The 11,471-nt window shown below is 44.6% G+C and carries 10 protein-coding genes and 1 pseudogene; 7 read left to right on the forward strand and 4 right to left on the reverse strand.

Translation table 11 applies throughout. The annotated features are described in order from the left end of the window. The 3 genes and pseudogenes from B9T16_RS20360 to B9T16_RS20370 all read left to right on the forward strand — a co-directional run. Window positions 1-653: pseudogene (locus B9T16_RS20360) on the forward strand (AAA family ATPase); the annotation flags it as partial. Between the two features lie 479 nt (window positions 654-1,132). Next, window positions 1,133-1,795 (forward strand): DUF47 domain-containing protein, encoded by a 663-nt coding sequence (locus B9T16_RS20365; protein WP_006619033.1) that lies wholly within the window; start codon window positions 1,133-1,135, stop codon window positions 1,793-1,795. An 80-nt stretch (window positions 1,796-1,875) separates the two neighbouring features. Beyond that, on the forward strand, window positions 1,876-3,381 hold the full coding sequence (locus B9T16_RS20370) for an inorganic phosphate transporter (protein ID WP_014274160.1): 1,506 nt from the start codon (window positions 1,876-1,878) through the stop codon (window positions 3,379-3,381). Window positions 3,382-3,390: 9 nt separating this feature from the next. Here B9T16_RS20370 and ftsH read toward each other — a convergent pair whose 3' ends face one another. Beyond that, a complete protein-coding gene (ftsH, locus tag B9T16_RS20375; RefSeq protein WP_410245625.1) occupies window positions 3,391-5,256 on the reverse strand; it encodes an ATP-dependent zinc metalloprotease FtsH in 1,866 nt (621 codons plus the stop codon). Between the two features lie 34 nt (window positions 5,257-5,290). After that, window positions 5,291-6,817 (reverse strand): YifB family Mg chelatase-like AAA ATPase, encoded by a 1,527-nt coding sequence (locus B9T16_RS20380; RefSeq protein ID WP_410245626.1) that lies wholly within the window; start codon window positions 6,815-6,817, stop codon window positions 5,291-5,293. Window positions 6,818-6,912: 95 nt separating this feature from the next. Between B9T16_RS20380 and B9T16_RS20385 the strand changes: the two genes are divergently transcribed. After that, window positions 6,913-7,263, forward strand: a complete 351-nt coding sequence (locus B9T16_RS20385; RefSeq protein ID WP_410245627.1) for a hypothetical protein — start codon at window positions 6,913-6,915, stop codon at window positions 7,261-7,263. A 63-nt stretch (window positions 7,264-7,326) separates the two neighbouring features. Here the strand turns inward: B9T16_RS20385 and B9T16_RS20390 are convergent, their stop codons facing one another. Next, window positions 7,327-7,692: a phage holin family protein gene (locus B9T16_RS20390; RefSeq protein ID WP_410223200.1), complete on the reverse strand. Its 366-nt coding sequence runs from the start codon at window positions 7,690-7,692 to the stop codon at window positions 7,327-7,329. 137 nt (window positions 7,693-7,829) lie between these two features. Beyond that, complete coding sequence (gene ychF / locus B9T16_RS20395; RefSeq protein ID WP_014274157.1) at window positions 7,830-8,921, reverse strand: redox-regulated ATPase YchF; 1,092 nt, start codon at window positions 8,919-8,921, stop codon at window positions 7,830-7,832. 114 nt (window positions 8,922-9,035) lie between these two features. Between ychF and B9T16_RS20400 the strand changes: the two genes are divergently transcribed. The 3 genes from B9T16_RS20400 to B9T16_RS20410 form a co-directional block, all read left to right on the forward strand. After that, entirely contained in the window at window positions 9,036-10,526 is a 1,491-nt protein-coding gene (locus B9T16_RS20400; RefSeq protein WP_006617392.1) for an aminotransferase class I/II-fold pyridoxal phosphate-dependent enzyme, read from the forward strand. 60 nt (window positions 10,527-10,586) lie between these two features. Then, window positions 10,587-11,189, forward strand: coding sequence for a precorrin-6Y C5,15-methyltransferase subunit CbiT (gene cbiT, locus B9T16_RS20405; RefSeq protein WP_410245628.1), 603 nt, complete (start codon window positions 10,587-10,589; stop codon window positions 11,187-11,189). Window positions 11,190-11,304: 115 nt separating this feature from the next. Continuing rightward, on the forward strand, window positions 11,305-11,471 hold a 167-nt coding region (locus B9T16_RS20410), incomplete at its 3' end, for a phosphatidate cytidylyltransferase (RefSeq protein WP_410245629.1).

Below are 11,471 nucleotides of genomic sequence, written 5' to 3' on the forward strand. Positions count from 1 at the left end.
GAAACCACCGCTGCTTAATCATTCTGGATGACTTTCAAGAAACCTTAACCCCGCGTGAATTAGTCGGCAATTATCGCCCCGAATATCAAAACTATGGTCAATTAATTAATGAAATTGGACAACTCCCCCACCCAAGTTGTCTGCTGCTTCTTAGCTGGGAACAACCCCTAGAAATCGCCGCCTTAGAAMCCGAAAACCCCTACTGTAAAACTCTACAAGTGTCAGGTTTAGATAAACTAGCCACCCAAATTCTCAACGCCAGAAAACTCAAAGACCAGAAAAAATGGTCAGAACTCATCCAACTTTACAGCGCTAACCCTTTATGGCTGAATCTCATCGCCTCCACTATTCTTGATTTATTTAACGGTAGCGTTCAAGAATATCTCTCCTATCCCACCCTATTTTTAGGAGACTTAGAACCCATCCTTAAACAACATTATCAACGCCTCTGTGAATCCGAAAAAATCCTGATTCAGTGGTTAGCCAATCAAGAAAAACCTCTAAAAATTACCCAGAAACCCCCAGAAATTTTATCCGATCAAGAATTCTTAAAAGCTATTCAATCTTTAACCAGACGCAATTTACTGGAAAAATCATCAGGGTTAACTTTACAACCAGTGATTAAACAATATGTTAATCACTTGATTCCCTAGTGAGAAACCCGGTTTATTCGTGGGTTAACCATCAGTTGGTTACGGGGTGTTATGGTGCGTTACGAGGCGGATTTTTAGGATAATGATTAGGTAATTAAATTATCGCCGCTTCTAACAGACCCTACCGCTGAAATTACCGCCATTAAAACTCATCATAATATTTGGCTAAGTGTTTAAGTTTCAACCGCAACAACGGGAGTGTAAATTTCCACAACTTGAGTCTTGAGGCTGCCTTTAAGTCTTGGTAATTATACATAACCTCTCACACAAAACTGGATCTGTGAGTTTCTGGGGCGATCGCCTATAGCCAGACAAACCCAACCTACTAAACTATATCGGGACTAACCCAGTTTGTTAGTCATGCTATTTAAATTAATGATAAGATCGACGATTGTTACTGGTGAGAGTTAAAATTGACACCCATACCCCCCCCTAGTAGGTCATTGGGGGCGGTTAATCTTGGCTATTTACTGGGAATCATGAAAAAAGACATTCCTCCTTTGTTTGGGAAAACTAAATTTATCGAAGGTCAAATAGACGAGTTTCTGGATAAGATATCAGAAGGATGTCTATATTTTGAAATGGGAGTTTCTGCTTATTTGGACTCTCAAAATGTCACCAAAAGCTGTGAAAATAAAATGGAGCAATTGCGGGATTTAAAGCGCCGCTGCAATGAACTTAGGCGGGCTATTGAATCCCAATTATATACCGAAATGTTGATTCCCGACTCCCGTGGTGATGTTTTAAGTTTGTTGGAGGATTTATACTATTTAATTGATGTGTTTGGCGACAGTTATCAAAGTATTATTATTGAACATCCAGATATCCCAGAAGACTATCATCAAGACTTTAAAGAATTGACCGGAATGGTCGTTAAAAGTGTCGAAACTGTCGTCATTGCGGCGCGGGCTTTTTTCCGTCATCCTGATGCGGTTCGCGATCATCTTTATCGCGTTCGGGTCTATGAAACTGAAAGCGATCGCATTGCTATTAGACTCAAAACAAATATCTTTAATTCCCAACTACCTTTGGAACGTAAAATGCAGTTGCGCGACGGAGTTGATTTGATTGATGGTCTCGCTGATGCTGCTGAAGATGCTGGGGATGAGTTATCAATTTATGCCATTAAGCGAGTCCTCTAAAACAGCTTAATTATCTCCTCAATTTTCCGGTAAACTTGATGTAAATTTCCCAGAGTCAGCCAGTCATAAATCAGGTAAACATGGACGCGATCGCCATTTTAATTTTTCTATCAAGCGGCTTATTTCTAGGCTGGTCTTTAGGCGCAAATGATGCCGCCAATGTCTTCGGGACTGCCGTTGGTAGTCGCATGGTAAAGTTTAGTACAGCAGCCTTTATCTGTAGTATATTCGTAATTCTTGGCGCAGTAGTGGGGGGGGCTGGTGCCGCCGCTGGACTAGGAGAATTAGGCGCTGTTAATACCATTGCTGGTGCGTTTACCGCCGCTTTTGCTGCTGCTTTAACCGTCTTCTGGATGACCAAAATTGGTTTACCTGTTTCCACCACCCAAGCCGTTGTCGGTGCCATTATTGGCTGGAATCAATTTAGTGGTTCCATAACAGATACCGATACCCTCATAAAAATTCTCGGAACCTGGGTTGCTTGCCCCATCTTGGGTGCTATTTTTGCCGCCGGGCTTTATTTGGTGGTAATGGCTATTCTCGCACGCCTCAGACTGCATCTGCTGCGGCTAGATCTTTATACCCGCGCTGGATTAATTTTAGCAGGCGCTTTCGGTTCCTATGCTCTCGGTGCTAATAATATTGGCAATGTTATGGGCGTGTTTGTCTCTTCTTCACCCTTCACTAATTTTAATATTGGGTCGGTCAGTATTTCCTCGGTTCAACAACTTTTTTTAATGGGGGGAATTGCGATCGCTATTGGTGTTTACACTTACTCGAAACGGGTCATGATGACCGTTGGTAATAGCTTAATGCCTCTCTCTCCCGTCGCCGCCTTTGTCGTAGTTGTCGCCCATTCTTTAGTGTTATATATATTTTCCTCCACTGGGTTAGAAAGCCTCTTAGCTAATGCCGGTTTACCGACTATTCCCCTCATTCCCGTTTCTAGTTCTCAAGCCGTCGTTGGGGCGGTTATTGGCATTGGACTTTTGAAGGGTATTAAAAGCGCCCGCCAAATTCGCTGGCGTGTTTTATTGGGTATTGCCTCCGGCTGGGTTTCTACCCCTATTATAGCAGCCATTATTAGTCTAGTTATGCTATTTATTTTACAAAATGTCTTTAATCAACCCGTCTATCAAAGTGTAGAATATCAGCTATCCCAAACAGTTTTAAATAAATTGGAACAAGTGGGAATACCTACCGAACCCCTACAAGATATCAGCGATCGCACTATTAGCGGTGGCGTGAATTTTCGAGATGAAGTTAGGGCACGCATGACCCTAGATAAAGAACAGGAAAAACAACTCCTTTACCTCGCCCAAATTCACCTAATATATATCGACCCTTTCCAAATTAAAAACCTCAATACAAGCTATCTCAATGCCGACCAAATTCGTGCCATTGGGCGGTTATCTGGGCGGACATTTTTTCACCGTTGGCAATTAGCAGAAGCCCTCGCCCAAGAGTCAGAGTCCTGGCAATTTCAGCCGCCCATAACCCGCTATAAAGATGATAACAACAAACTTCAGCAACAACTTAATTATGTAGGCGATCGCTTTCATGCACCCCTGAGAATGATTAACTAGCCTGACCGTCTAACTGTCAATTGCCGGATTTTTCACAGCATCTAAAAGCCCTTGTAATTCCTCCCCTTCTATCACTTCAGTAGCCAAAACTTTCAGGGATATTGTATCTAATAACTCTCGGTTAAATTCCAGAATATCCAAGGCTTGTTGATAAGCCGTTTCCACAATTTCCCGAACCTCAGCATCAATAGCCTCCGCTGTTTTTTCACTAATAGAACGTCGTCTATTACCATCACCCATTCCCAAAAAGTTAGGTTTTCCCCCTTCATCATAAGCCAAAGGTCCTAGGACTTGACTCATACCATAAGTAGTTACCATTTTTTCCGCTAAATTCGTAGCCCGGCGCAGGTCATCAGAAGCCCCATTAGTCACCCTTTCAAAAACAATTTTTTCCGCAGCCCTTCCCCCTAATAAAGTAGCAATTTGTTCCCGAAATTCCCTTTCATCCATTAAAAATCTATCCTCAGTAGGCATTTTTAAAGTATAGCCCAAAGCACTTAAACCACGGGGAACAATCGAAATTTTAGCAACTTTTCCACCCCCCGGCATTAACGCCCCAACTAAAGCGTGTCCGACTTCGTGATAAGCCACAATTTTCTTTTCTTTGTCACTCAAAACCCGGCTGCGTTTTTCCAGCCCAGCAACCACCCTTTCTATGGCTTCATAAAAATCTTGTTGTCCGACCAGTTTCCGATGCCTTCTTGCTGCCAACAAAGCCGCCTCATTCACTAAATTTGCCAGGTCTGCACCCCCAAAACCAGGAGTGCGAGTAGCGATCGCTTGCAGATCCACATCAGATTCTAATTTAACCCGTTTCGCGTAGATATCTAAAATCGCTTTTCTACCTGCTAAGTCAGGACGATCAACCAACACTTGACGGTCAAACCTTCCCGGGCGTAATAAAGCCGCATCTAAAGCCTCTGGGCGGTTAGTAGCAGCTAACACAATCACCGTTTCCGCCCCCACTGCAAACCCATCCATTTCCGTTAATAATTGGTTCAGTGTTTGTTCTCTTTCGTCACTACTACCACTTTGAAAACCGCCACCGCCGCCACTTCTGGATTTACCGATCGCATCTAATTCGTCAATAAAAATAATACAAGGTGCCTTCGTTTTTGCCTGTTCAAATAAATCTCTAACTCGCGCCGCCCCCGTCCCCACAAATAACTCCACAAATTCCGAAGCCGAAATGCTAAAAAACGGGACTCCCGCCTCTCCAGCCACCGCTTTCGCCATCAGGGTTTTACCAGTCCCTGGCGGTCCTACTAATAATAAACCCTTGGGAATTCTTGCGCCAATTTCGATAAATCTTTGGGGATTTTTCAGGAAGTCTACCACCTCGGCTAGTTCAGCTTTGGCTTCCTCAACTCCCGCAATATCATCAAAAGTAATTTTTGCCGACTCTCCCTCAACATATACCTTCGCTTTACTTTTGCTAATTGATAGCGCTCCTTGGGGGTCTCGTTTCATAAAAAATTGAAAAGCAGCCACTAAAATTAACGGCGGAACTACCCAATTTAACAATACATTAAACCAGGCATTTTGGGGAGGTGGGGGCGCGGCGAAATCTATACCTTGGGCTTGTAAACGTTTGGGAAGTTCCGGGTCAAAAACTGGAGTAGTCGCTAAAATTCGGGGGGGTTCCTCTCCTTCTGGTCGCAGTTGATAGCGAATTTCATTATCCCCCAGCAACACCGCTTGAACTTCCCCCCTTTCAACCTGTTGGATAAATAAACTATAGGGGACTTTCGGAATTCTCGGTCGGGTAATTTGAGGCAATAACCAATTGCCAATTAAAATCACCCCGGCTAGAATTAATAGCAAATTGGCGATTTTTCTGGATTTAGGAATTTTCGGTTTTTTCTTAATACTCATAGGTATGACCCGCAGTGGATATCTATTAACTATTCTACTGCATTCTATCTAATGTGCGATACTGAATAGCCTCGCCAATGTGATTAGGTTTGATGTTGTCTTCTCCCGCGAGGTCGGCGATAGTCCTCGCTACTTTCAAAACGCGATCGCTTCCCCGCGCCGACAGTCCTAGACGGCGGATAGCTGCTTCGAGAAGTTGACAACTCGCCTGGTCTAGTTGACACCAACGCTGAATTTGGCGACTCTGCATCTCCGCATTACACTGTAAAGGCTCATCCTTGAATCTATGATAAGCCCTTGACCGCCCTTTTTGCACTCTTTCTAGTACAGTTTCTGATGATTCAGCCGTAGAATTGCGAGTAATTTCTTCCGGCTTTAGTCGGTTGACTGCTACTTGTAAATCAATCCTATCCATCAAAGGCCCTGATAGTTTTGCCCAATATTGTTCCCGTTGACGAGGAGAACAGGTACAGGCTTGTATCGGGTCGCCATAATATCCACAAGGACAGGGATTTGTACTCGCAATTAAGGTAAACTGGGAGGGAAAAACCACTGATAAACGGGTACGGGTTACCGTTACAAATCCATCCTCTAGGGGTTGTCTTAAAAACTCTAAAACATTCCGGCGAAATTCTGTTAATTCATCTAGGAACAAAATGCCACGATGAGCTAAAGAAATCTCCCCCGGTTTGGGATAACTTCCACCACCCACTAAAGAAGGACCAGAGGCGGAATGGTGGGGGCTACGAAAAGGGCGATCGCTTACTAAAGTTCCCCGATTTTTTAACAGTCCCGCCACGGAATGAATGCGCGTAACTTCTAAGGCTTCCGCAAAGTTTAAAGGTGGTAAAATACCTGGTAAACGTCTCGCTAACATGGTTTTACCACTACCTGGGGGACCCACAAAAATTAGATTATGACCCCCAGTGGCAGCAATTTCTAAGGCGCGGCGAGCGTGGGATTGTCCTTTAACATCTTTGAGGTCTAAATTAGTTGATTTGGGGGTGGCTAAAATCTGGGAACTATCTAACTTTAGTGGCTCATAATTATCGGGGTAATTCAGAAAATCTACTACCTCGAAAATTGACTTAAAACCATACACCGAAACCCCCTTAACTACCGCCGCCTCCCTAGCGTTATCTTCGGGAACTACTAAACCAGTAATTCCCATATTTTCGGCTTCGGCGGCGATGGGTAATACCCCCGCTACCGGACGCAAACTGCCATCTAAAGAGACTTCCCCTAAAAACAGAAAATCTCCCAATAAATCGGCTTTTACCTGTTCGGAAGCTGCTAAAATACCAATACTTATCGGGAGATCAAAACTTGGTCCTTCTTTCCGCAAGTCCGCCGGAGTTAGGTTAATTACTATATTTCCCATGGGGAAACTATAACCTGCATTTTTGAGGGTGGCTTTCACTCTTTCCCGCGACTCCTGAACCGCTGTATCAGGTAAACCTAAAACAATGATTTTGGGGAGTCCTCCCGAAAGATCTACCTCAACTCCGACTTTCACCGCATCAATACCAACTACCGACGCACTCCAAACTCTCGCTAACATAATACAATTATTGATGACTTGTATAATGGCTATTTTTATGGTATATTAGTAGGATAATACTTATCCTAAATTTCAGAAAATCTTAACTAACTGCTATGTCTTTCTATAAGCAAAACCTAGAAGCCTTTATTAAACTCCTGAAAACTCAGCCTAAATTGTTCACTGAAGCTAAATGTCAAGAACTGCTGACGTTAATTGAACCTTTACCAGATGATATCGAAACTTTATCAACGGCGATCGCTAGTTGGTACGAAAAATATGATCCCATTGTTGATGCACAATTGGATATTCTCAATCATTGGAATTTTACCGAAACTCCCCATTTCTCAGCGGCTACGGCGCGTCCTGGTGCTAATTCGGCGGCGACTCCGACAACAATTAATAAAGAACTCCTGAAAAATGCCATTGTTAAAACTCAACCGAAATTCCCTCAAAAACCATCCTAGTTAATGGCTACAAGGGTGTCAGACATTCCCCATAGCCACTAATTTTGGAGTTGACCTATGTCTTTACACCCCTAGGTTTAGGTTCCCTAGAACTTCGTATAAAATAGAGTTAATGAAACTCAAAGCCAGAGCCCCAATTAAAGCACTCCAAATACCCCAACGCAGATAGAAGCCTCTCACTAGCCAAGCCGCTAGTCCAAAAATCGCCATATTCACCAATAAGGTGAGAAGGAAACTCGAAAAAACCACCGACAGAGGGACAGTGAAAAGCCCTAAAATTGGTCGGACTAAAAGATTTAATAACCCGAACACCGCCGAGGATATTAAGGCTTTTTTAAAGTCTTCGATTTCTACCCCGGTAAATTGCCTGAGTTGAGCAATTAAAAATAAGCTGACCGCTGTCACCAACCAAGCAATGATTAAATCCATAATTTAGACCTCAGTATTAAGTTGTATGTTGGGAGGATTTCTTGATTATATGTGTGATCAATTAATCAGCCATGACCCGCAAGCCTTGAGTTGAGTAATTCTACCTCACCGATTAAAGAAACTTCCCCCTAACTCTATTAAACATTAAACCGGAACAACATGACATCTCCCTCTTGGACGATATATTCTTTACCTTCACTGCGGACTAAGCCTTTATCCTTAGCCCCATTCATAGACCCATGAGTAACTAAATCTTGATAAGCTACGGTTTCGGCGCGGATAAAACCCCTTTCAAAATCAGAGTGAATAACTCCAGCGGCTTGGGGTGCGGACATTCCCTCGTGGATAGTCCAGGCGCGAGTTTCTTTTGGTCCAGTGGTCAAAAATGTTCGCAGTCCTAAGAGTTTATAGGTGGCCGCAATTAGGGATTTTAAACCGCCTTCTTGCACTCCCAAGGATTCCAAAAAGTCCTGCTTTTCTGCTTCGGAAAGTTCGACAAGTTCGGATTCTACTTGAGCGGAAATAATCACAACTTGGGCATTTTCTTGGGAGGCGATCGCCCTCACTTTTTCCACCCATTCATTACCCGTCGCCAAATCATCTTCGGACACATTAGCGGCATAAATAATCGGTTTTCGGGTCAACAAGCCCAAGCCTTTAATTGCCTCGGTTTCTTCTTCGGATAAATCCACTAAACGGGCAGATTTACCCTCATTTAAGACGGCGGCAATCTTCTCTAAAGCGCCCAATTCTAACTGGGCTTCTTTGCTAGTGCGGGCTTGTTTGCGGGTGCGTTCTATGCGACGTTCTACCTGAGACAAATCAGCTAAAGCCAATTCCAGATTAATAATTTCAATATCCCGCACCGGATCGACGGAACCGGACACATGGATAATATCATCATTGTCAAAGCAGCGCACCACCTGAACGATCGCATCTACCTCACGAATATGGGAGAGAAACTGATTACCTAATCCCTCCCCTTGACTGGCACCTTGCACCAGTCCAGCGATATCAACAAATTCAATTCTGGTGGGGACAATTTGCTCAGAATTAGAAATTTTAGCCAACACCTGTAAACGTTCATCAGGAACCGCCACTACCCCCACATTAGGCTCAATGGTACAAAAGGGAAAATTAGCAGCCTGGGCTTTAGCATTAGCAACTAGGGCATTAAAAAGAGTAGATTTTCCGACATTCGGTAATCCGACAATTCCGGCGGTAAGCATACAGTTCTATAAAGGTTTTATAGTGGTTTGATATATGTTATAATAGCAGTAAACAGTCAAAATATAAATAACAAATCAGCCGGAATCTGCGACCTGTGTGGATGTGGATCAATTATGGATCAAAATCAAACTCCCCTATTAACAGCCCTTAAACAAGCGGCGGAAACACCCGGTGCGGCTTTTTATACCCCAGGACATCGGCGGGGACAGGGGATTCCCGAATCTTTGGCGGCGGTTTTTGGGTCGCAAGTATTTAGGGCGGATTTGCCAGAATTGCCAGAATTAGATAATCTATTTGCACCGGAGGGAGTGATTAAACAGGCTCAGGAATTAGCAGCGGCAGCCTTTGGGAGCGACCTGTGCAGATTTTTAGTCAACGGTTCCACAGTGGGGATCATCGCCTCAATTTTAGCCACCTGTGACCCAGAAGACAAAATTCTCCTACCGCGAAACATTCATAAATCGGTAATCTCAGGCTTGGTAATGTCCGGTGCGCGGGCTATCTTTATTAATCCCGAATATGACCAAGATTGGCATTTCCCCCTGAGCTTGACCCCCAAAGCGATCGCCAAAGCCCTAGAGCAACACCCAGACATCAAAGCCGTGATGGTAGTGTATCCCACCTATCACGGCATCTGTGGTAATTTAGCAGCCATAGCCACCATAGTTCATAACCATAACATCCCCCTGCTGGTAGACGAAGCCCATGGCGGACATTTTCACTTTCATCAGCAGCTACCCCCAAGCGCCCTACAATGGGGGGCTGATTTAACCGTACAATCTACCCATAAAGTCCTAGGGGCAATGAATCAAGCCTCAATGGTACACATTAAAGGCGATCGCATCAACCTCACCCGCCTCGATAACGCCCTACAAATGCTACAAACCACCAGCCCCAGTTATCTGCTGTTAGCTTCCCTCGATGCCGCCCGCCATCAAATAGTCAATCACGGTCAAAAAAGGCTCACAGAAGCGCTAAAATTAGCACAGAGAGCAAAAACTCAATTAGAAAACTTACCCGGTTTACGGGTCTATCATCCCCCCCTAACGGCTGGGTGTGTTGCCTTAGACCCAACCCGGTTAACCGTTGAGGTCAGCCACTGCGGGTTAAGTGGTTATGAAGCAGACACAATTCTGCATCAACAGTTTGGGGTAACTGCTGAGTTACCAGATCTCCAACACTTGACCATGATCATCAGTCCCGCCAACAGCCAAGCCGATATCGATCAGATGATTAAGGGATTCGCATTTCTCAGCCAAAAAGCCTTATCTGGAGCATCACAAAATCCCCCCACCCAAAACCAGCATCACTGGCAGATGATCGATACCATATCCCCCTTTGAAACCGCCATAGCTGAGGTTTCCGCCATGTCTGTCCGAGATGCCTTTTTTGCCAAAACCATCTCACTACCAACTCCAGACTGTCCCGGTCAAATTAGCGCTGAGTGTGTTTGTCCCTATCCCCCCGGTGTGCCAATTTTGTGGCCGGGGGAAGCTATCTCTAAAAAAGCGATCGCATTTTTGCAACAGGTGAAAGCCTTGGGGGGAGAAATTACCGGCTCTAGCGATCAGACCTTAGCAACCCTGCGGGTAATTGATCATTGAAACTCCCCGCCCTGGCTTTCTATTTCCAGTCCCCTAGCAGCACAAGTCACCAATGATTTTATGTCTTCCCCACTTTGGCCTTATATTACCCCCGGCATTCCCGATCATCTCTTTGAACGTTTACCAGGAATTCCCATGAGTAAACGGGAGGTAAGATTACTGTTGATTTCCTATCTACGGCTACAACCAGACTCTCTAGTATGGGATATTGGGGCTGGAACTGGAACCATTGCCGTAGAAACTGGTTTATTATGTCCCCAGGGTCGAATTATTGCCGTTGAAAGGGATGGGGAAGTAGCCCACCTGATCCGCACTAATTGCGATCGCTTCGGTGTCACCAATGTAGATGTCATTGAAGGAAACGCCCCCGACTGTTTGCATGGGCTCAAAGATCCTCCCCACCGGGTTTGTTTAGAGGGAGGAAAAGCCATCAAAGACATTCTCATTACCGTGTGGTCCTATTTACAGCCCCAAGGCCGTATTGTAGCTACCGCCTCCAATTTAGAGACCTTATACCTAATTTCCGAAGGGTTTGCTCAATTACAGGTACGGAATGTCGAGGTCGTCCAATCTTCCATTAACCGCATGGAGACTCGAGGGCGATCGCAAAGTTTAGTAGCAATTGATCCTATGTTTATCCTCAGTGGTGAGAAAATGGATTGAACCAGGAAAAGTTGACTGTCGAAATCACCCCTTATTTCCACCCTAGGCGGTCAGGGCTCATGAACTCTTAGCTTTTCTGGATTTGCGCTTTGTGTAACTAACTTGTCAATCAGCCATGTCTTGGTCTCGTGTCATCAGTGGAATTGTGGCGATCGCCCTCGCCTTAATCATGCTAACCCTAGGGGGATGGTACTTCACCCTCGGCTTTGGGGTGATTGTTTACCTAGGTCAGTTAGAATACTTTCAACTGGTGCGGGCTAAAGGCATCGATCCCGCCGGTAA

Source organism: Arthrospira sp. PCC 8006 (assembly GCF_046480465.1).
Classification (GTDB): domain Bacteria; phylum Cyanobacteriota; class Cyanobacteriia; order Cyanobacteriales; family Microcoleaceae; genus Limnospira; species Limnospira platensis.

Coding starts and splice junctions, on each gene's coding strand:
- ftsH (WP_410245625.1), bottom strand. CDS start 5,256: ATGAGTATTAAGAAAAAACCGAAAATTCCTAAATCCAGAAAAATCGCC.
- cbiT (WP_410245628.1), top strand. CDS start 10,587: ATGTCTTCCCCACTTTGGCCTTATATTACCCCCGGCATTCCCGATCAT.
- B9T16_RS20365 (WP_006619033.1), top strand. CDS start 1,133: ATGAAAAAAGACATTCCTCCTTTGTTTGGGAAAACTAAATTTATCGAA.
- B9T16_RS20370 (WP_014274160.1), top strand. CDS start 1,876: ATGGACGCGATCGCCATTTTAATTTTTCTATCAAGCGGCTTATTTCTA.
- B9T16_RS20380 (WP_410245626.1), bottom strand. CDS start 6,817: ATGTTAGCGAGAGTTTGGAGTGCGTCGGTAGTTGGTATTGATGCGGTG.
- B9T16_RS20385 (WP_410245627.1), top strand. CDS start 6,913: ATGTCTTTCTATAAGCAAAACCTAGAAGCCTTTATTAAACTCCTGAAA.
- ychF (WP_014274157.1), bottom strand. CDS start 8,921: ATGCTTACCGCCGGAATTGTCGGATTACCGAATGTCGGAAAATCTACT.
- B9T16_RS20400 (WP_006617392.1), top strand. CDS start 9,036: ATGGATCAAAATCAAACTCCCCTATTAACAGCCCTTAAACAAGCGGCG.
- B9T16_RS20390 (WP_410223200.1), bottom strand. CDS start 7,692: ATGGATTTAATCATTGCTTGGTTGGTGACAGCGGTCAGCTTATTTTTA.